Source organism: [Lactobacillus] timonensis (assembly GCF_900240275.1).
Classification (GTDB): Bacteria; Bacillota; Bacilli; order Lactobacillales; family Lactobacillaceae; genus Limosilactobacillus; species Limosilactobacillus timonensis.
This window is the reverse complement of the sequence record NZ_LT964761.1, coordinates 180532-200910: the sequence shown is the minus strand read 5'-3', so window position 1 is coordinate 200910 and position 20379 is coordinate 180532. Positions and strand designations below refer to the sequence as shown.

Sequence of the window (20379 nt, the reverse complement as noted above, 5' to 3'; positions counted from 1 at the left end):
TCTAGTTGGTCTTGTATAATGGTCGTTGTTTTAGGTGCGAGCGACGCAGTGATGAATAAGTTACAAAAGGGGCTTTCACGGTGAATATCGGCTTGTTTACAGACACATACTTCCCGCAGGTTAGCGGAGTAGCAACGTCCATTAAGACGTTACGTGACGAGCTGATTGCGCAGGGACACCATGTGTATATCTTTACAACGACGGACCCACTCGCAAAGCACGATGACGTGGAAAATGGTATTTATCGGTTTAAGAGCATCCCCTTTGTTTCCTTTACTGAACGGCGGATTGCCCTGACTGGCTGGGTGCGCGTCTTACGGTTAGCAAAGAAGTTAAAGTTGGACATTGTCCACAACCAAACTGAATTTTCTCTGGGGTTAATGGGTAAAGAAGTGGCTCATACCCTTGGGATACCGTGCATCCATACCTACCACACCATGTATAATGACTACCTTCACTATGTTGCTAACGGTAAGATTTTGAAGCCAAGTGACGTGGCAAAGCTGGTACGGTTTTACATGAAAAGTATTACCGGGGTGATCGCCCCCAGCGAACGGGTTCTGGACACGCTCTTAGACTACGGGGTGACAGCTCCCATTCGGGTAATCCCGACGGGGGTTAACCTGCGCGTTTACAGTCAGAAAAAGTCGACAGACCAGTTATTGGATCTACGTCATAAGTGGGGTTACAAGGCAGACACCCCAGTTTTGCTGTCACTATCTCGTTTGGCCTACGAAAAAAATATTCACGCCGTGATTGAAGCAATGCCAGACATTTTGGCTAAGCGACCGGATGCGCGGCTGTTAATTGTCGGTGACGGTCCGGCCCGGTCAACTCTGGAACGTCAGGTGAAGGAAATGGACCTTCAGCAGGTCGTCCAATTTACGGGGGTCGTTCCTAATGAAGATGTCCATAGCTACTACCAAATGGCAGATGTCTTGGTTTCGGCTTCAGACACCGAAACACAGGGGTTGACCTACATTGAGGCGCTTGCCTCAGACCTGCCGATTGTCGTCATGCGTAGCCCCTACACAGATGAGCTGATTGATAGTCCGGTGATTGGTCGTAGTTTTCAGAAGCGCGCTGACCTGGTATCCGGAGTTCTCTACTATTTGAATCATAAGCTGACAGTCGCTGAAACACAGCAACGTCAGGCTAAACTGAACTCTATTTCTGCGGAGGTCTTTGTCAAACGAGTAGTCGAGTTTTACCACGAATGTCAGTATATTCGAGCTAATCAGCTTGCATCAAAGTCGCATGGTTTGTTTCATAGGAGTAAAAACGAGCGATGATTACTATTAACATGTTCTCTTCTGCAGATAAGGTGGCTGGCCAGGGAGTGGGCAGTGCTTACTTAGAGTTAATTAAGATGCTTGAGGACCGTTTTAGCGACGAGTTCAAGATTAATATCAACCGCTATACAAAGAGTCAGATCAGTCATTACCACACGATTGACCTGTCTTTTTACTTTTCCACCTTTTCCAAGAAACGGGGACGCAAGATTGGCTATGTTCACTTTTTGCCAGAGACTCTGGAAGGAAGTTTAAAGATACCACAACCGTTTAAGGGGATCTTTTACCGCTATGTCATCGCCTTTTATAAGCGGATGGACGAACTAGTCGTCGTGAACCCCACTTTTATTGACAAGTTGGTAGCCTATGGCATCCCACGTAAAAAGGTTACTTACATTCCTAATTTCGTTGACAGTCGAGAATTCCACCCGTTGACGGCGGAGAAGAAACAGGCTCTCCGGCAGCAATTAGGCATTTCACCGAGAAAGTTTGTCGTCCTCGGTAGTGGTCAGATTCAGGAACGTAAGGGCGTATTTGACTTCATTCGCCTGGCCAAACAAAACCCGCAGGTCCAGTTTATCTGGGCGGGTGGGTTTTCCTTTGGGATGATTACCGACGGTTACCAGCAGTTAAAGAAAGTGGTGGACAACCCGCCAGCAAACTTGCTATTTCCAGGAATTGTCAGCCGTCAACGGATTAACGAACTCAATAACGTAGCTGATTTATTCTTATTGCCTTCTTATAACGAACTATTTCCAATGTCTGTGCTGGAGGCATTTAGCAGCGGCACACCAGTTATGCTTCGTGACCTTGACTTATATCATTCCATTATTTTGGGAGACTACATCCCGGCAGCCAATGTTAACCAGATGCAGGAAAAATTGACTAAGCTAGTACAGGAACCAGCCCAGTTAGCTAGTTGGCAGGAGAAGGCACGTCAGGCCTCACAACGTTATTCGAAGGAAAACTTGGCTGCGCGCTGGCACAAATTTTACATCGAACAAGCGGCAAAGGAGTAAGTGGATGAGTAGGAAAAACTGGCTTGTTTTGATTCTAATGGTGATGGCTGGTTGCGGTATATTTGCCTATTCAATGCGTGATCAGAATCTTCACTTGATTATGGCAGAATTGAAACGGATGAACTGGGGATGGTTCCTTGTTGCTGTGGCATGTATCTGCTTATATATGGGCCTAGAAGGTGTTGTGGATAAACTGTTCCTGGCTAACCGTTATCCTGACTTCACCTGGAGAGATGCGCTACGTTTACCACCAATTGAGCAACTTTTTAACGGGATTACGCCTTTTTCCACTGGTGGGCAGCCAGCCCAACTAGTCGCTCTCCTGCAATCGGGCGTAGAAGGGGGAATGGCCAGCTCAGTTTTGCTGATGAAATTTGTGGTCTTTCAGTCAATGATTGTCATCAGTTTTTTGATTAGCTTACTGATTGGTTTCCACTACATCGCTGAGAAACTACAAGCGTTATCGTTGTTGGTCATCCTTGGCTTTGTCGTCCACTTATCAGTAATTGTTGCCCTCCTGTTAGTGATGTACAGGTACGGGTTTACTAAACGGGCTGTTAATTTACTTATTGAACCAGCGTCGTGGTTTATGAACTCAGTAAGCTACCAACGAATGAGGCAAAAACTAAACGAAAAAATCGACACTTTTTATCGGGAAAGCATCAAGATGAAAAGTGAGTACGGAAAGCTGACGCAGGTATCAGTGGTTACAATTGCACAGTTGTTTTTTTACTATGCTATCCCATATTTCATCATGCTTGCTCTCGGTATTCATGGCATCAACTTTATGATGGTAATGAGTCTACACGTCCTGATTTTTATGATCATTTCGCTCTTCCCGATTCCGGGAGGCACGGGAGGGGCGGAGTATAGCTTTGCTGTGCTTTTCAGCGGTTTCATGCACTCAAGCAGCAAATTAGTGCTAGCTATGATTCTTTGGCGGATTCTGACATACCACTTTTGCATGTTTGCTGGCATGTTTTGTGTTGTTTTAAAGCCTGACCGTGTTAAACAGCAAAATTAGGGTGATTATTATGGAAACTAACTTATCCCAGATTATAAAACGGTTGGCGGCAATGGTGGATGACAAACATCCAGGGATTCAGTCACGAATGTTTAATCTGTACGGTATTCCCTTGTGTGAAGTTCAATATTATCCGAAAAACGGCCGGTTTATCGTTGAGATGTTCCGTCCTGAACAACACTTTGAATTTGATAAGTTGGACTTAGCTGCGATAGAAGTCTACCAGTGTTTGGAAGATTTTCGAGAAAGTTTTTAAAAAAGAGATTGACGATTTTTATTGTGGCTGGTATAGTAATTTATGCTGTTTCAAGGAGCTAATAAAGCTTTGAAATTGAGGGTTGACAGCCCGAAGTTTTCTGGTAAACTGAAATAGTTGTTGGCGGTTCCAATTACTGATTTGATTGCAAAAAATCAAAAATTAGTTCTTGACGTCAGCTAAATAACTTGATACAATATAAAAGTTGTTGATATGAACTCTTATGTCAGCAAGGTAGACCTTTGAAAACTGAACAAAGTTTCGACGAACACAAATGTGCAGGGTCCTTGATCTTATGATCGAGGCAAAACATTTGCGAAGTCAATTCGCTTAACTAATAATTTGAGAGCTATTTCAAAAGCTCATATCTAATATGAGAGTTTGATCCTGGCTCAGGATGAACGCCGGCGGTGTGCCTAATACATGCAAGTCGAACGCACTGGCCCAACTGAGATGACGTGCTTGCACTGATTTGACGATGGATTACCAGTGAGTGGCGGACGGGTGAGTAACACGTAGGCAACCTGCCCAAGAGCGGGGGATAACATTTGGAAACAAGTGCTAATACCGCATAAGATTGATGACCACATGGTCATCAATTTAAAGATGGTTTCGGCTATCACTCTTGGATGGGCCTGCGGTGCATTAGCTAGTTGGTAAGGTAACGGCTTACCAAGGCAGTGATGCATAGCCGAGTTGAGAGACTGATCGGCCACAATGGGACTGAGACACGGCCCATACTCCTACGGGAGGCAGCAGTAGGGAATCTTCCACAATGGGCGCAAGCCTGATGGAGCGACACCGCGTGAGTGAAGAAGGGTTTCGGCTCGTAAAGCTCTGTTGTTGAAGAAGAACGTGCGTGAGAGTAACTGTTCACGCAGTGACGGTATTCAACCAGAAAGTCACGGCTAACTACGTGCCAGCAGCCGCGGTAATACGTAGGTGGCAAGCGTTATCCGGATTTATTGGGCGTAAAGCGAGCGCAGGCGGTTTTCTAAGTCTGATGTGAAAGCCTTCGGCTTAACCGAAGAAGGGCATCGGAAACTGGATGACTTGAGTGCAGAAGAGGGCAGTGGAACTCCATGTGTAGCGGTGGAATGCGTAGATATATGGAAGAACACCAGTGGCGAAGGCGGCTGCCTAGTCTGCAACTGACGCTGAGGCTCGAAAGCATGGGTAGCGAACAGGATTAGATACCCTGGTAGTCCATGCCGTAAACGATGAGTGCTAGGTGTTGGAGGGTTTCCGCCCTTCAGTGCCGCAGCTAACGCAATAAGCACTCCGCCTGGGGAGTACGACCGCAAGGTTGAAACTCAAAGGAATTGACGGGGGCCCGCACAAGCGGTGGAGCATGTGGTTTAATTCGAAGCTACGCGAAGAACCTTACCAGGTCTTGACATCTTGCGCTAACCTAAGAGATTAGGCGTTCCCTTCGGGGACGCAATGACAGGTGGTGCATGGTCGTCGTCAGCTCGTGTCGTGAGATGTTGGGTTAAGTCCCGCAACGAGCGCAACCCTTGTTACTAGTTGCCAGCATTCAGTTGGGCACTCTAGTGAGACTGCCGGTGACAAACCGGAGGAAGGTGGGGACGACGTCAGATCATCATGCCCCTTATGACCTGGGCTACACACGTGCTACAATGGACGGTACAACGAGCAGCGAACTCGCGAGGGCAAGCAAATCTCTTAAAACCGTTCTCAGTTCGGACTGTAGGCTGCAACTCGCCTACACGAAGTCGGAATCGCTAGTAATCGCGGATCAGCATGCCGCGGTGAATACGTTCCCGGGCCTTGTACACACCGCCCGTCACACCATGGAAGTTTGCAATGCCCAAAGTCGGTGGGCTAACCTTCGGGAAGCAGCCGCCTAAGGCAGGGCAGATGACTGGGGTGAAGTCGTAACAAGGTAGCCGTAGGAGAACCTGCGGCTGGATCACCTCCTTTCTAAGGAATTAATCGGAAACCTGCACAGCGTTGATAACTTTGTTCAGTTTTGAGGGGTTTACCTCTCAATGACCGCTTATTTGGGCCTATAGCTCAGCTGGTTTAGAGCGCACGCCTGATAAGCGTGAGGTCGATGGTTCAAGTCCATTTAGGCCCATTGAGTATGGGGAATTAGCTCAGCTGGGAGAGCACCTGCTTTGCAAGCAGGAGGTCAGCGGTTCGATCCCGCTATTCTCCATTGCCAACCTGATGGTTGGCGACATACTTGTACTTTGAAAACTAAACAAGATCTAAATTTTCTTTATTCACAAATAAACCGAGAACACCGCGTTATTTGAGTTGTTTAACGAAAAAATCGCATTACTCAATTAACTGTGGTGAACAACGGAAGTTGTTCACCAAGGTTAAGTTATGAAGGGCGCATGGTGAATGCCTTGGTACTAGGAGCCGATGAAGGACGGGACTAACACCGATATGCTTCGGGGAGTGGTAAGTACACTTTGATCCGGAGATTTCCGAATGGGGAAACCCAATCAACTTAGTCGTTGATTACTTGACCAGTGAATCTATAGCTGGCAAGGGGAAGACGCAGTGAACTGAAACATCTAAGTAGCTGCAGGAAGAGAAAGAAATTCGATTCCCTCAGTAGCGGCGAGCGAACGGGGAAGAGCCCAAACCAACGAGCTTGCTTGTTGGGGTTGTAGGACTGAACATTTGAGTGAGCAAAGTTCGACGTAGTCGAAGCAGTTGGGAAACTGCGCCAGAGCGGGTGAGAGCCCCATAGGCGAAACGTCAAACTCTCAGTTCAGGATCCTGAGTACGGCGGAACACGTGTAACTCCGTCGGAAACCGCGAGGACCATCTCGCAAGGCTAAATACTACCTAGTGACCGATAGTGAACCAGTACCGTGAGGGAAAGGTGAAAAGCACCCCGGGAGGGGAGTGAAATAGTTCCTGAAACCATGTGCCTACAAGCTGTCGGAGCCCGTTAATGGGTGACGGCGTGCCTCTCGCAGAATGAACCGGCGAGTTATGATCACGTGCAAGGTTAAGGCGGAAAAGCCGGAGCCGCAGCGAAAGCGAGTCTGAAATAGGCGTACGAAGTACGTGGTTATATACCCGAAACCAGGTGATCTAACCATGACCAGGTTGAAGGTGCGGTAAAACGCACTGGAGGACCGAACCCGTATCTGTTGCAAAAGGTTGGGATGAGTTGTGGTTAGCGGTGAAATTCCAAACGAACTTGGAGATAGCTGGTTCTCTCCGAAATCTCTTTAGGGGGAGCCTTGGACAAAGAATCTTGGAGGTAGAGCTACTGTTTGGACTAGGGGCCCGTCATGGGTTACTGACTTCAGATAAACTCCGAATGCCAATGATTCATATCCAGGAGTCACACGATGAGCGATAAGGTCCACCGTGGAAAGGGGAACAGCCCAGATCACCAGTTAAGGTCCCAAAATATATGCTAAGTGGAAAAGGATGTGGAGTTGCATAGACAACTAGGATGTTGGCTCAGAAGCAGCCACCATTTAAAGAGTGCGTAATAGCTCACTAGTCGAGTGATCCTGCGCCGAAAATGTACCGGGGCTAAGCATATTACCGAAACTGTGGATGTGCACTACGTGCACGTGATAGGAGAGCGTTCTAAGGGCGGCGAAGTCAGACCGTGAGGACTGGTGGAGCGCTTAGAAGTGAGAATGCCGGTATGAGTAACGAAAGACAGGTGAGAATCCTGTCCACCGAATGACTGAGGTTTCCTGGGGAAGGTTCGTCCTCCCAGGGTTAGTCGGGACCTAAGCTGAGGCCGAAAGGCGTAGGCGATGGATAACAGGTTGAGATTCCTGTACCAGTTGATTGCGTTCGAGCGAAGGAGGGACGCAGGAGGCTAAGCAATCCGGACGGATGGAAAGGTCCGGCCAAGCAGCAAGTTAGGAGTTGAGTCAAATGCTTAACTTCGGGTTAACAAGCTGTGATGGGGAGTGAAATTAAGTAACGAAGTTGCCAACGTCACACTGCCGAGAAAAGCTTCTAGCAAGTAATCAACTGCCCGTACCGCAAACCGACACAGGTAGTCGAGGAGAGTATCCTAAGGTGAGCGAGTGAACTCTCGTTAAGGAACTCGGCAAAATGACCCCGTAACTTCGGGAGAAGGGGTGCTGACCGGAAGGTCAGCCGCAGTGAAGAGGCCCAGACGACTGTTTATTAAAAACACAGGTTTCTGCAAAATCGTAAGATGAAGTATAGGGGCTGACGCCTGCCCGGTGCTGGAAGGTTAAAAGGAAGAGTTAGCTTCGGCGAAGCTCTGAATTGAAGCCCCAGTAAACGGCGGCCGTAACTATAACGGTCCTAAGGTAGCGAAATTCCTTGTCGGGTAAGTTCCGACCCGCACGAAAGGCGTAACGATCTGGGCGCTGTCTCAACGAGAGACTCGGTGAAATTGAAATGCCTGTGAAGATGCAGGCTACCCGCGACAGGACGGAAAGACCCCATGGAGCTTTCCTGTAGCTTGATATTGAGTGTTTGTACTGCTTGTACAGGATAGGCAGGAGCCGTAGAAGTCGGAACGCTAGTTTCGACGGAGGCGTTGGTGGGATACTACCCTTGCAATATGACCACTCTAACCCGCCTCACTGAACGTGACGGGAGACAGTGTCAGGTGGGCAGTTTGACTGGGGCGGTCGCCTCCTAAAAGGTAACAGAGGCGCCCAAAGGTTCGCTCAGAATGGTTGGAAATCATTCGCAGAGTGTAAAGGCACAAGCGAGCTTGACTGCGAGACAGACAGGTCGAGCAGGGACGAAAGTCGGGCTTAGTGATCCGGTGGTTCCGCATGGAAGGGCCATCGCTCAACGGATAAAAGCTACCCTGGGGATAACAGGCTTATCTCCCCCAAGAGTTCACATCGACGGGGAGGTTTGGCACCTCGATGTCGGCTCATCGCATCCTGGGGCTGTAGTCGGTCCCAAGGGTTGGGCTGTTCGCCCATTAAAGCGGTACGCGAGCTGGGTTAAGAACGTCGTGAGACAGTTCGGTCCCTATCCGTCGTGGGCGCAGGAAATTTGAGAGGAGCTGTCCTTAGTACGAGAGGACCGGGATGGACATACCGCTGGTGTACCAGTTGTTCCGCCAGGAGCACCGCTGGGTAGCTATGTATGGATGAGATAAACGCTGAAAGCATCTAAGTGTGAAACTCGCCTCAAGATGAGATTTCCCATTCCATTAGGAAGTAAGACCCCTTAGAGATGATGAGGTAGATAGGGTGGAAGTAGAAGCGCCGTGAGGCGTGGAGCGGACCACTACTAATCGGTCGAGGACTTAACCAAGTGAGAAGCGGTTAGGTTCTGGTTGAAAGTGAAAAAGAAGAAAAAGATCTTGCTTAGTTTTGAGAGCGCAAGTTCTCAAGAGTGTGGTGGCAATAGCATGAAGGATACACCTGTTCCCATGCCGAACACAGTAGTTAAGCTTCAGCGCGCCAAAAGTAGTTGGGGGATCGCTCCCTGCGAGGATAGGGCGTCGCCACGCTCACACAAGCTTTGGCCACCTGGCTGTGCCAGGGCTTGGATCTTGGAGAGTTGTCCGAGCTGGCCGAAGGAGCATCATTGGAAATGATGTAAACGGGTTAAAGCCTGTTTCAAGGGTTCGAATCCCTTACTCTCCGTTATGACCCGTTGGTCAAGTGGTTTAAGACACTGCCCTTTCACGGCAGTAACATGGGTTCGAATCCCGTACGGGTCACTTATTTATGGAGGATTAGCTCAGTTGGGAGAGCGTCTGCCTTACAAGCAGAGGGTCACAGGTTCGAGCCCTGTATCCTCCATTTGCATTATATGCAATTAAACAATTGAATAATAATTGTTGATGGCTCGGTAGCTCAGTTGGTAGAGCAACGGATTGAAGCTCCGTGTGTCGGCGGTTCGATTCCGTCCCGCGCCATTTATGGAGGGGTAGCGAAGTCTGGCTAAACGCGGCGGACTGTAAATCCGCTCCTTCGGGTTCGGTGGTTCGAATCCACTCCCCTCCATTTTATAGGGATATAGTTAAACGGTATAACTACGGTCTCCAAAACCGTCATTGTGGGTTCGATTCCTACTATCCCTGCTCAACTGAATTTATTGGCGGTAATGGTGAAGCTTGGTTAACACATCGGTTTGTGGATCCGACATGCGTGGGTTCGAATCCCACTTACCGCCCTTCTAGTTTAATATGATGGCGGTAATGGTGAAGCTTGGTTAACACATCGGTTTGTGGATCCGACACGCGTGGGTTCGAATCCCACTTACCGCCCTTTGATAAGGGTGAGAGCGTTGCTTCCACTCATTTCTTTAATGGTGGTATAGCCAAGTGGTAAGGCAGAGGTCTGCAAAACCTTCATCATCGGTTCAAATCCGATTACCACCTTTATCATAATTAATTATGCCTCTGTGGCGGAATTGGCAGACGCGCTGGACTCAAAATCCAGTTCCCGTTGAGGGAGTATGGGTTCGACCCCCATCGGAGGCATTATCGAGGAAATCTGAGAAGATTTCCTTTTTTTGTTTTTTCTTCACACCTCTGACAAGTGTTGATATACCGGCGTTTATAGCGATTTTAAAAAAAACAAATAAAAAGTAAGCAGAACTGAAAAAAACTATAAAATTTAAAAGTTGGCACACATTTGGCATACATTATAGGATATTCAGTGCCCCAATGATTGACTTGTCTGCTGATTCTTTGTATTCATTAAGTAAGCATAAAACTCCAAAGTAGTTATCATGTTTGAGTGATAAAGAATTTCAGAAGTATCAATACCATCTGCTAACAATATGACTATTTAAACATTCTGAAGGCTATGACAATGAATATCCAATTATTTGATGTTCCTTGGTATGAAATGGTGCTCATTAATCTAATTAGTACTAGTATGCAGCTGCACTCGTTTTTTAAGTTGTTCACATTTTTTCGTTTTAACCCAAGAAAAAATGTTGAGAAAAAGCCAGTCCATTTTAACAGTATTAAGTTGTTTGCATAGTGACAATGTTCATATGAAACGATGTTTGGAATTGTAAAAATAATTTTCAAAAAAGCCTTTTCAACCATCACAAATTTTGATATTATCAATTTCAAGGAACTTATTCCTATTGAAGGGGTAGTTAACATGATTTTAAGGTGTCATGTTGATTATCTCTTTTTATTTTCGTATAACCTGTAGGCACCAATGATTAAACAGCAATACAAAAAACATGTCCTCGTAGTTTAGCGCCTCTGATCAGTGGTAAAGATCACTGTTAGTCAAAAATTATACAATCAAAAGCTTATATATACACTAAAACAAATAAATATACATAAAATGCGCAAAAGATCTTGCATTTAATGCATTAATTGTGTATTATCATAATCGTATTCAAAAACAGGAGGTTCCAAAGGGGACAGGGAGGAAGAAAAATGAAACTAAAGAAAAAACTCTTCGCCGGTTTAGCAGTAATTGCATTACTTGCTGGCGGCTTAGCCGGGTGTGGTAAGCAGTCGGCAGATAATAGTGTTAAGAAGATTGAAGATAAGGGAACTCTGACGATTGGGACATCAGCTGACTTTGCACCATTTGAATTCCCCGTGATGCAAAATGGCAAGAAGGTCATTAAGGGTTATGATATTATGGTTGCCCAAAAGATTGCTGACAGCATGGGAGTAAAGCTTAAGGTTGAAAATATTGAATTTCCGTCGCTGATTAGTGAATTGCAAAACCACAAAGTCGACCTGGTCCTGGCAGGGATGACCAAGACCAAGAAACGTGAAAAGGCGGTTGACTTCTCCAAGCCTTACTACACTGAATCTGAAAAGATCCTGGTAAAAAAGGCTGACGCTAATAAGTATAACAACCGTGCAGATACTAAGGGTGCCAACTTCGGTGCTCAACAGTCGTCTACGCAGGAAACGCTTGGTAAGAGTGAGACGGATGCGCACATTGTGACCGAAAGCTTGACTACCGGGTTAACAACAGACCTGAAAGCCGGCAAGCTGGACGGTGTGATTCTTGCGACAACGGTTGCTGAGCAATACGTTAAGAAGTACCCGAACGAATACGCAATGGCTAAGTACAATATGCCAGTACCAAAGTCGCTCAAGTACCTCAACATTGCTATTCCAAAGAACGAACCAGCGCTGAAGAAGAAGGTTAATAAAGAAATTACCCACCTTCAGAAAACTGGTCAGTTAGACAAGATGTTTAAGAAGGCTCAACAAGAGCAAGAAAAGTACGGTAAATAATAGTAGAAAAGGTGATTAATATGTTTGATTTTCTCGGTCACTATTGGCCAATGTTTCTACAAGGGACGCTGCAAACATTGCTGATTTCCATTATTGGGGTAATTATCGGTTTCCTGGTTGGTTTATTGATGACGCTGATGCGGATGTCCAGTGTTAAGCCAGTTTCATGGATTGCCCGGATTTATGTTTCGATTGTCCGGGGGACGCCTTCCATGATTCAAGTCATGCTAGTTTACTACTTTCTGTCGAAAACATTGCCACTTCCGGATGTTCAAGTACTCGGATCAGGGCTTGATCGGATTATTCCTGGGGCGTTGGCCCTGGGGCTTAACTCAGGAGCGTACACTTCGGAAATCTTCCGGTCAGGGATTATCTCAATTCCAGCAGGGCAAACAGAAGCTGGTCTTTCTCTGGGAATGAGTCAGCGGCAGACAATGTTCTCCATTATCCTCCCACAGGCTTTGCGGAATACGTTGCCGGCAATGGGCAACGAGTTCATTACCCTGATTAAGGAATCATCTGTCCTGTTCTATATTGGTGTCCAAGAAGTGACGGCCGAAGCACTTGGTGTTGGGGGAACGTTGTACAACTTTATTCCACCTCTGTTAGTGGCTGCTGCAATCTATTTCGTAATTACCCAGGCCCTGTCACTCCTGCTTAACTACATGGAAAACAAAATGAGCAAGAAGTACACAGTGGCTGGTTAAAAGAGCAGTCTCTCCGTTAACATATTAATCATTGGTCAACGACAACGTCACCGGCGTTGTCGTTTTTGGTGTTTTATAATAGTAACGCTTTGTGTTAAAACCGGCGTGATAAAGATAGTTTTCGGCTATATGACTGGTAGTGAAACATAAGATCCTGCATAATCCCAGGGCATATCAACACCACAAACCTCACTATAATAACGTTTTGCCAATACATCTGAGTAAAGCAACATGTATAAAAAAAGTTCATTTCTCCTTATCAGATGACAATTGATAAAAACACGGAATGTGCATTGCACGAGGATGCTGTTTGGAAATAGCGGGATGACGAGATTGACTAAGAGAGTAGTAATAAAGTGACCTAATCAAATGATAAAAAACACCACGAAAATGAATCTCCTTCTTTATCCCAAGATATTGTGGATACAAAAGTGTATAAACACTACATCTTGTGCTGGGCTACTAACCAGGCTAAGATATTAGCTGTTAGATCAAGATATAGTAATATATTGAATTTATTTAAATAGGTAGAGAGGTAATGATGATGAAGGTACAGACGAGCATTCAAACGGGCCTTGACGACCTGAAAGGGTTAAAGGTTGAAAAACGGGGCGGAACCGTTACTGCTTTCTACCCATATAAAATCGAAATGGTACTCAATAACCTGCACGCAGATGCTGAAACACAGCAAGAGGTTTTACAGTTCCTTAATGAGCGTCTTTCTAAGGAGACGCAAACCTCAGCTGCAGAAATTGCGGATTTGATGGTTAATGGGCTGCGGCAAGCAGGTCATGATGACTTAGCAACCAGTTTCTTAGACCACCGCAAGATGGAGGAACAGCAGTTTGCTGAAGCAACGGATGCTACTCGGAAGGTTAAGCAGTTGTTTGGCCGCAATGACCGGGTGGTCCACGAAAATGCTAACAAGGACTCAAAGGTTTTCAACACCCAACGCGACTTGGAAGCTGGGATGGTAAGTCGGGCAATCGGACTTAAGATGCTGCCAGATATTGTGGCAAAGGCTCACCTTCGTGGTGACATTCATTGGCACGACCTGGATTACTCACCGGTGACACCGGAAACTAATTGTTGCTTGATTGACTTTGATGAGATGTTTAAGCACGGTTTTAAGATTGGTAATGCCTGGGTATCTTCACCACATTCCATTCAGACGGCGACTGCCCAGATGTCACAGATTATTGCTAACGTCGCTTCACTGCAATATGGTGGTTGTACTGGTAACCGGATTGATCAAGTCCTGGAACCATATGCTAAGCTGAATTATCAAAAGCACTTGAAAGACGCTGAAGAGTGGATCGTGCCTGAAAAACGGGAGGCCTTTGCCAAAGCGAAGACAAAGAAGGATATCTATGATGCCATGCAGGCATTGGAATATGAAATTAATACCCTTTATTCGAGCCAGGGCCAAACGCCTTTCACGACGATTAATTTTGGTTTAGGAACAAGCTGGATTTGCCGCGAAATTCAAAAGTCGATTCTCAAGATCCGGATTAAGGGACTTGGTCGCGAGCACCGTACCGCGATTTTCCCAAAGCTGGTCTTTACCCTGAAACGCGGTCTGAACCTGAACCCCACTGACCCGAACTACGATGTTAAGCAGTTAGCGTTGGAATGCTCAACCAAGCGGATGTATCCTGACCTGTTAATGTATGACAAGATCAAAGATATCACTGGCAGCTTTAAGGCGCCAATGGGCTGTCGTTCCTTCCTTCAGGGTTGGACTGACCCTGAAACAGGAAAGGAAGTTAACTCTGGCCGGATGAATCTGGGGGTAGTGACGGTCAACCTGCCGCGGATTGCGTTGGAAGCAAAGGGTAATAAGCAGCTGTTCTGGGAAATTTTCAATGAAAAGATGAACATCTGCAAAATTGCCTTAGATTACCGCATCGCGCGGACCAAGCAGGCCAAGCCAGAAAACGCGCCACTCCTTTACATGTATGGTGCCTTTGGTAAGCGTTTGAAGAAGGGCGACAGTGTTGATGAAGTCTTCAAGAACTCGCGGGCAACGGTGTCATTAGGTTATATTGGACTCTACGAGGTTTGCACCACTTTTTATGGTCCGCAATGGGAGCATAATAAGGAAGCTCATGATTTCGCCAAGTCAATTACGCACGCTATGCACAACAAGTGTGCTGAGTGGGAAAAGGAAGAGGGTTACCACTTTAGCCTTTATTCCACGCCAGCTGAATCATTGACTGATACCTTTGCTCAGGACGATATTAAAAAGTTCGGCCGGATTGAAAACATTACGGACAAGGAATACTACACCAATAGTTTCCACTACGATGTTCGTAAACACCCAACTCCGTTTGAAAAGCTGGAATTTGAAGAGGCCTTTCCGTATGATGCTGCTGGTGGTTTTATCCACTACTGTGAATATCCAAACCTTCGGCAAAATCCGAAGGCACTAGAGGCGGTATGGGACTGGGCTTATGACCATGTTGGTTACCTGGGAACCAATACCAGCATTGATCAGTGCTTTAAGTGTGGCTACAAGGGCGAGTTTGAAGCAACTGCCCGTGGCTTTAAATGCCCACAGTGCGGTAACAGCGACCCAGCAACCTGTGACGTTGTTAAGCGGACTTGTGGCTACCTCGGCAACCCACAGCAACGGCCAATGGTTCATGGCCGCCATGAAGAAATCATTCACCGGGTCAAGCACATGGATTCCCAAATGATTGCTAACGTTGCTCGTTTCGAACGCGACAAACAGGCTGATGACGTTCGAATTCAGCACCACAGTCACGCAAACTAAAGGGGGAAGATCGATGGCTGATAAACAGCGAACAGTACGGCTCCCAAAGAACCCGAAGCCGAAGGAATGGCTGGCAAAAGATCATTCCCTTGGTTATATTGCAGACTACAAACCATTTAACTTTGTGGACGGGGAGGGGGTCCGTTGCAGTATTTACGTTAGTGGTTGCCTTTTTAACTGTCCTGGCTGCTATAACAAGGCCGCACAGAACTTTCATTATGGGCAGCCCTACACCCAGGAATTAGAGGACCAAATCATTGAAGATCTCAGTCATGATTATGTTCAAGGACTGACGTTACTTGGCGGTGAACCGTTCTTAAATACCCCTGTTTTGCTGAAACTGTGTAAACGGGTGCGTAAGGAATTTGGTCATCAAAAGGATATTTGGTCATGGTCTGGCTACACCTGGGAAGAGTTGCTAAAGGACTCGGATGACAAAAAAGAACTGTTGAGTTTGGTGGATATCCTTGTTGACGGTCGGTTCTTGCTGGCCAAAAAGGACCTGACCCTTCAGTTCCGGGGAAGTTCCAACCAGCGGATTATTGATGTTCAAAAGTCATTTAAGGCTGGCAAGGTTGTTATCTGGGATAAACTGCAACATTAATAAAGAAGAGGACAGCGAAATGAATGAATTAGTTTCACGTGTCCAAGCAGCCTGCGCTAATCAACCCGGCTGGCTCAGAAAAAAGCGTCAGTTAGCGGCAACGCTGCTGGCGCATTTTTCGACTAACCCGGAAGAACGGGCACTAGCGGCTGCCTGGCAAAAGAGTTTGGATACGCACTTGGTGGCGGAAAAGGAACCCGCATCTGGTAATCAGTTAATTGATTTGCCATTACTGGATGCAGTGAAACAGTATCCAGCCATGTGTCAAGAAAATCTGATGGAAAAAGGAATTTCATGGCAGGCAAGTCAACTGAACGCCTTACACCTTGCCTTATTGAATGGTGGACGTTTCCTCTATTTACCAAACAACCAGCAAATTAACTCTCCGGTGGTCTTAACCGGTGATTTGATGGCGGCTAATTACCATACTTTGATCATTGTGGGAAGTAACTGCCAGTTGACAATTAAGGACCAGCGTAACTGGAAGGCGAATATTCCATTGTTTAGCGGGGTTGAATTATTAGTGGGGACTGATTCTACAGTTTCCTATATATATAACGGCAGTCTTTCTAGTACGACGTTGACTCGTTTTGGTATGCATGTTTATCAGGCACGTGGCGCTCAAGTGCGAATAATGGCGGTACCGCAAGCAAAACAGCAACTGACCGTTGACTTGCAAAGCAACCTAGACGGAGAGGGCAGTGTAACGACGCTGACGGCACTCCACCCGGCAGATAGCGGGATGGCACGGTTCATTGTTGGCGTCAATGAGCACCGCCGTGCTACCCCTTACCAGCCTCAACAACAGGAGTTTGCGGCAGGAGTAGGTGGTAAATTAGTGGCAAGTAAAACTTTTGTCGGTGATGATGAATTATAATAAATCGCGAAGGGAGCGTGACAAACCGTGAAACAGAAATCAGAATGATTTCGTTTTTGAACGGTTCTAACGCGGAAGTCATTTATGACTTCGTAGTCACGCCCCAGCGAGCAACAATAGGCCTCTAGCGTTCGGTTTTACCGGAACGTTAGAGGCCATTGTTGTACCGCCTGTTACCTTTTAGTATGAATAAGAGGGATTATGTCACAACCCCTTTTCTTTTTAGCCGTGTTTCAATGTAACAAAAGTTGTTACATAAGGCCAAAAAACAAAGAAAAAGGTACTCTTATAGGATTTAGGAAAAAATTTTAACTTTTTCTCCGTTTTTTTAACGTTAACTTTATTGAAAACTGGTTATTTTTTAGGCCCGCCAAAAACTCTGCTGTGATGCGGCTCACGCCATTTTCATTTTTGCCGGTCTACCCACAGTACGTCAGACTTGTGACGAAATATTACAAAAAAAGCTCTTGGTGACAAGTGTTAGTAAAACGGTTGTAATTTGTGATCTGTATTATAGTAACCGTTGCAAGAGAACAAAAGAAAAAGAATCAAACAAGTAAAGGATGAATTGATTAATATGAAGTTTACTAAGAAAGCAATCAAACTGACTGCAGCGATCGCTGGTGCTATGGCACTTGGAACTGCCGCAACTGTTACGACTGCCAACGCGGACACTATTTACACTGTTCAGGCTGGCGACACGCTTTCCGGTATTTCTTACAAGTATGCTCACAACCTGAACATGGTTGACTCTTTGGCTGCTAACAACAAGATCGCCAACAAGAACTTAATCTACGTTGGCCAAAAGCTGGTTATCAAGGATGATGGTGAAATCAAGCCAGCAACTGCACAGCAAGTCGCAACCCTGCCAGCTGCAAATCAAACCACTAACAATAACTCTCAAGCACAGCAAAGTGCTCAGGCAGCTAATACTAGTGCACCGGTACAACAAAGTGCACCGGCTACTGCTTCAGCAACCACGACTAGCAACTACGCTTCATACACTTCCAACGTTGCTGGTAACGATGCAGCCGCTAAGGCGTGGATTGCTGCCCGCGAATCTGGCGGTAATTACGGTGCCCGCAACGGTCAGTACGTTGGTAAGTACCAACTGTCTGCTTCATACCTGAACGGGGACTACTCCGCTGCCAACCAGGAACGGGTTGCTGACCAATACGTCGCAAGTCGTTACGGTTCATGGTCAGGTGCCAAAGCATTCTGGCAGTCACACGGCTGGTACTAATTCACTAGCTTTTTAGGTTCTACACTATTCGGTACTGATGGAATTTTCCATCGGTACCGTTTTTCGTTTATGATGACAATAAAAAAAACGGACAATCACCCCAAAGCCTAAATCGTGGTGATTGTCCTCCAGAAAGGAAATTAATCCTCATGACTAATGATATCAACTTTTTAACCGGAATCCAAGACCCAGGGCTTCAGCTGGATAAAGAAGGGGCTGAGACTATTGATGACCAAACCAAAATCATTCATTTGGTCAAGACTGGTGAATGTCGTTGTCCTGTTTGTGGACGCCCGATGTTGAAGAATGGTTTTCGTCATCGCCCAGTAGTCATTACCGCCCTGTCGGTCGCTGGTGTAAAGACCATTCTCATGATTAAAAAACAGCAGTATATCTGTAAGCCGTCCACTAAATGTCCGCAAACCGTGACGAAAATCGCCACGATTAAAGGCATTAGCCGCGGCTGTCGGATTGCTAATAACGTGAAGCAATTCATTATCAAAGACCGTACAATACCCCTTAGGGTTGACACTTTAAATAATAAAAGTGTCATCTCTAGGGGGTGTTTTGAATAGGAACATATTCAACGACGGAAAAATTAAGGTTACTCAGTAATTACCAAGATTCAGACTACTCACTCGGGGTATACGCGGATTATCACCAGGTGCGGACCTCTAGCCTTAACAGATGGATTAAACAATTTTTAACGGCTGGTTTGGCTGGATTGATTCGCCCTGAACACAATCACAGGTACACACTTCAAACCAAGCGATTAGCCGTTAAAGCTTACCTTTCAGGTACCCTGTCAGGCCAAGCAATTCTCAATAGATATCAAATTCGTAGTCTTTCCCAACTACATCAATGGATTGTCCGGTACAATAGTGGACAATTAAGTGTTGCTTACGCAACAAGAAAGCGAGCTAGGAAAGTGGGCCGAAAAGTTACTTTTGAGGAGAAACGGCAAATTACTCAATGGACAATTGATCACGAGTATAACTATCAAGCCGCGGCAGAAAAATTTAATGTCAGCTATCAACGGGTCTATTCATGGGTACGAAAGTACCAAAGAACTCACGATTGGGAATCCCTTCAGGATAACCGGGGTCGCCATAAAGGCAAAACACCAACCAATGAAGTGGAAAGATTACGACAAGAAGTAAGGCAGCTGAAAGCTAAAGCGAAGGAACGGGAGGTACAGATTGCCTTCGCAAAAAAATTGGTCGAAATACACAATCGGGAGGTGGAACGGCCGGACGATATCAAGCGATTCAGGAAATGAGCCAAAGTGGGTATAAGGTATCTGATCTAGTTAAAGCAGCCGGGGTAAGTCGGCAGGCTTACTACAAGTGGCTTACCCATGAACCGACGGTTCATGATATTCAAGATCAAGAAATTCTAAAGCTCGTTAAACAGTTAGAAGCACAACATAAACACTGCGTTGGTTATGACAAGATGACCCGTTTAATAAAGCGGGAAAGATTATCATACACAGTTAACAAGAAGCGCGTCATGCGCATTATGAAGGAACACAGTATTAAAGCGGACTATCGTCAGCCTAAGAGAAAACGTGTGCAGGAGCAGGAAACTTATGAAGCACAGAATACCCTGAACCGCCAGTTTGAACAAGCTGCCGCAAATCAGGTGTGGGTGACGGACACGACGGAAATTGCCTACAACATTCGTAAGTACAAAGTCCGTCTACACGTTGTTCTGGATCTATACGGTCAATACCCACTTAGTTGGATTATTACGCCTACAGAAACGAGTACTGGGGCTATTAAAGTATTTCAAATGGCCAAGCAGAAAGCCGGAGGTCTGGCACCGCTAATCCACACTGATCGCGGAGCAGCATATACTTCCAAAGCATTCAACCACTACTTGGCTAGTAATAACAGCCAACATAGTTACTCAGCCCCAGGAACACCAGCTGATAATGCGGTGATGGAGCACTGGTGGGCTGATTTTAAATCTATCTGGTTAGCACACTCACCACAACCACAAACGTTTGAAGACTTAGAACAGCTGGTGACAGAAGGTATCGATTACTTTACGCATTCCTTTATTTCAGGCAAAAGAAATGACCTTACCGCAGCAGAATATCGCTTCGGCAAGGCCAACTAGTTTTTATTATTTAATGTGTCAACTTGACAGGGTACAGTACCGTCGGTTGACCATGGCTTTTTCTTTGAGTCAGTAATGAAAAAATGTTCATATGAAGTAAAAAAGTTGGGCTGGTCTTGAGAAAGCTACGAAAAAATTACGGATCTGGCAAACTGTGGCGCAGTAAGTGTCTAACAAGGTTAGTTAAGAATAGTCAAGAGATTTTTAGCACTCTACCCCTAATAGTGCTAAAAATGACTTGCTCCCTTGCACAATTAGGTTAGGATATAAGTGTA

General features: G+C 46.0%; 13 protein-coding genes, 12 tRNA genes and 3 rRNA genes. All 28 read left to right on the top strand.

Annotation, left to right across the window (positions count from 1 at the left end):
- The first annotated feature begins 80 nt into the window (after positions 1–80).
- Positions 81–1292: a glycosyltransferase family 4 protein gene (locus C1710_RS01080; protein WP_102279096.1), complete on the top strand. Its 1212-nt coding sequence runs from the start codon at positions 81–83 to the stop codon at positions 1290–1292.
- Positions 1289–2311: a glycosyltransferase family 4 protein gene (locus C1710_RS01075; protein WP_102279093.1), complete on the top strand. Its 1023-nt coding sequence runs from the start codon at positions 1289–1291 to the stop codon at positions 2309–2311. Before C1710_RS01080 ends, C1710_RS01075 begins: the two co-directional genes overlap by 4 nt.
- Positions 2312–2315: 4 nt before the next feature.
- Positions 2316–3335, top strand: coding sequence for a lysylphosphatidylglycerol synthase transmembrane domain-containing protein (locus C1710_RS01070; RefSeq protein WP_102279090.1), 1020 nt, complete (start codon positions 2316–2318; stop codon positions 3333–3335).
- A gap of 10 nt (positions 3336–3345) precedes the next feature.
- Positions 3346–3591 carry a DUF1797 family protein gene (locus tag C1710_RS01065; RefSeq protein WP_235857939.1) on the top strand — a complete coding sequence of 82 codons (246 nt, stop codon included), beginning with the start codon at positions 3346–3348 and terminating at the stop codon, positions 3589–3591.
- A gap of 369 nt (positions 3592–3960) precedes the next feature.
- Positions 3961–5535, top strand: a 16S ribosomal RNA gene (locus C1710_RS01060).
- Positions 5536–5617: 82 nt separating this feature from the next.
- A tRNA-Ile gene (locus C1710_RS01055) sits at positions 5618–5692 on the top strand.
- A gap of 8 nt (positions 5693–5700) precedes the next feature.
- Positions 5701–5773: transfer RNA gene (locus C1710_RS01050), tRNA-Ala, on the top strand.
- A gap of 164 nt (positions 5774–5937) precedes the next feature.
- Positions 5938–8856 (top strand): 23S ribosomal RNA (locus tag C1710_RS01045).
- Positions 8857–8938: 82 nt separating this feature from the next.
- Positions 8939–9055, top strand: a 5S ribosomal RNA gene (gene rrf / locus C1710_RS01040).
- Together the 16S, 23S and 5S rRNA genes with 12 tRNA genes alongside form the textbook arrangement of a ribosomal RNA operon.
- A 44-nt stretch (positions 9056–9099) precedes the next feature.
- Positions 9100–9191: transfer RNA gene (locus C1710_RS01035), tRNA-Ser, on the top strand.
- Positions 9192–9195: 4 nt separating this feature from the next.
- Positions 9196–9268 (top strand) — tRNA-Glu (locus tag C1710_RS01030).
- Between the two features lie 9 nt (positions 9269–9277).
- Positions 9278–9350 (top strand) — tRNA-Val (locus C1710_RS01025).
- 43 nt (positions 9351–9393) lie between these two features.
- A tRNA-Phe gene (locus C1710_RS01020) sits at positions 9394–9466 on the top strand.
- A 5-nt stretch (positions 9467–9471) separates the two neighbouring features.
- A tRNA-Tyr gene (locus C1710_RS01015) sits at positions 9472–9554 on the top strand.
- 6 nt (positions 9555–9560) lie between these two features.
- A tRNA-Trp gene (locus C1710_RS01010) sits at positions 9561–9631 on the top strand.
- A gap of 17 nt (positions 9632–9648) precedes the next feature.
- Positions 9649–9723, top strand: a tRNA-His gene (locus C1710_RS01005).
- Positions 9724–9742: 19 nt separating this feature from the next.
- Positions 9743–9817, top strand: a tRNA-His gene (locus tag C1710_RS01000).
- Positions 9818–9860: 43 nt separating this feature from the next.
- Positions 9861–9931, top strand: a tRNA-Cys gene (locus C1710_RS00995).
- Positions 9932–9948: 17 nt separating this feature from the next.
- Positions 9949–10033 (top strand) — tRNA-Leu (locus tag C1710_RS00990).
- Positions 10034–10954: 921 nt separating this feature from the next.
- Positions 10955–11776, top strand: coding sequence for a transporter substrate-binding domain-containing protein (locus tag C1710_RS00980; protein ID WP_102279085.1), 822 nt, complete (start codon positions 10955–10957; stop codon positions 11774–11776).
- A gap of 20 nt (positions 11777–11796) precedes the next feature.
- Positions 11797–12483, top strand: coding sequence for an amino acid ABC transporter permease (locus C1710_RS00975; RefSeq protein WP_102279084.1), 687 nt, complete (start codon positions 11797–11799; stop codon positions 12481–12483).
- A gap of 544 nt (positions 12484–13027) precedes the next feature.
- Positions 13028–15259, top strand: coding sequence for an anaerobic ribonucleoside-triphosphate reductase (nrdD, locus tag C1710_RS00970; protein ID WP_102281694.1), 2232 nt, complete (start codon positions 13028–13030; stop codon positions 15257–15259).
- A 13-nt stretch (positions 15260–15272) separates the two neighbouring features.
- The gene (nrdG, locus tag C1710_RS00965) at positions 15273–15863 is read left to right on the top strand and encodes an anaerobic ribonucleoside-triphosphate reductase activating protein (RefSeq protein ID WP_102279082.1); all 591 of its coding nucleotides are present in this window, start codon (positions 15273–15275) and stop codon (positions 15861–15863) included.
- Between the two features lie 19 nt (positions 15864–15882).
- Entirely contained in the window at positions 15883–16740 is an 858-nt protein-coding gene (locus tag C1710_RS00960) for a SufD family Fe-S cluster assembly protein (protein WP_102279080.1), read from the top strand.
- Between the two features lie 577 nt (positions 16741–17317).
- Complete coding sequence (gene apf / locus C1710_RS00955) at positions 17318–17983, top strand: aggregation-promoting factor (RefSeq protein WP_102279078.1); 666 nt, start codon at positions 17318–17320, stop codon at positions 17981–17983.
- 149 nt (positions 17984–18132) lie between these two features.
- Entirely contained in the window at positions 18133–18558 is a 426-nt protein-coding gene (locus tag C1710_RS00950; protein ID WP_102279075.1) for a transposase family protein, read from the top strand.
- A gap of 89 nt (positions 18559–18647) precedes the next feature.
- Complete coding sequence (locus C1710_RS00945) at positions 18648–19262, top strand: helix-turn-helix domain-containing protein (RefSeq protein WP_102279073.1); 615 nt, start codon at positions 18648–18650, stop codon at positions 19260–19262.
- The gene (locus C1710_RS00940) at positions 19259–20104 is read left to right on the top strand and encodes an IS3 family transposase (protein ID WP_102279070.1); all 846 of its coding nucleotides are present in this window, start codon (positions 19259–19261) and stop codon (positions 20102–20104) included. Before C1710_RS00945 ends, C1710_RS00940 begins: the two co-directional genes overlap by 4 nt.
- Positions 20105–20379: the final 275 nt, after the last annotated feature.

Excerpts from the sequence above, each read along its gene's own strand:
- C1710_RS00975 (WP_102279084.1), top strand. The coding sequence starts at position 11,797 with ATGTTTGATTTTCTCGGTCACTATTGGCCAATGTTTCTACAAGGGACG.
- nrdG (WP_102279082.1), top strand. The coding sequence starts at position 15,273 with ATGGCTGATAAACAGCGAACAGTACGGCTCCCAAAGAACCCGAAGCCG.
- C1710_RS00940 (WP_102279070.1), top strand. The coding sequence starts at position 19,259 with ATGAGCCAAAGTGGGTATAAGGTATCTGATCTAGTTAAAGCAGCCGGG.
- C1710_RS01065 (WP_235857939.1), top strand. The coding sequence starts at position 3,346 with ATGGAAACTAACTTATCCCAGATTATAAAACGGTTGGCGGCAATGGTG.
- C1710_RS01070 (WP_102279090.1), top strand. The coding sequence starts at position 2,316 with ATGAGTAGGAAAAACTGGCTTGTTTTGATTCTAATGGTGATGGCTGGT.
- C1710_RS00960 (WP_102279080.1), top strand. The coding sequence starts at position 15,883 with ATGAATGAATTAGTTTCACGTGTCCAAGCAGCCTGCGCTAATCAACCC.
- C1710_RS00980 (WP_102279085.1), top strand. The coding sequence starts at position 10,955 with ATGAAACTAAAGAAAAAACTCTTCGCCGGTTTAGCAGTAATTGCATTA.
- apf (WP_102279078.1), top strand. The coding sequence starts at position 17,318 with ATGAAGTTTACTAAGAAAGCAATCAAACTGACTGCAGCGATCGCTGGT.
- nrdD (WP_102281694.1), top strand. The coding sequence starts at position 13,028 with ATGAAGGTACAGACGAGCATTCAAACGGGCCTTGACGACCTGAAAGGG.
- C1710_RS01075 (WP_102279093.1), top strand. The coding sequence starts at position 1,289 with ATGATTACTATTAACATGTTCTCTTCTGCAGATAAGGTGGCTGGCCAG.
- C1710_RS00950 (WP_102279075.1), top strand. The coding sequence starts at position 18,133 with ATGACTAATGATATCAACTTTTTAACCGGAATCCAAGACCCAGGGCTT.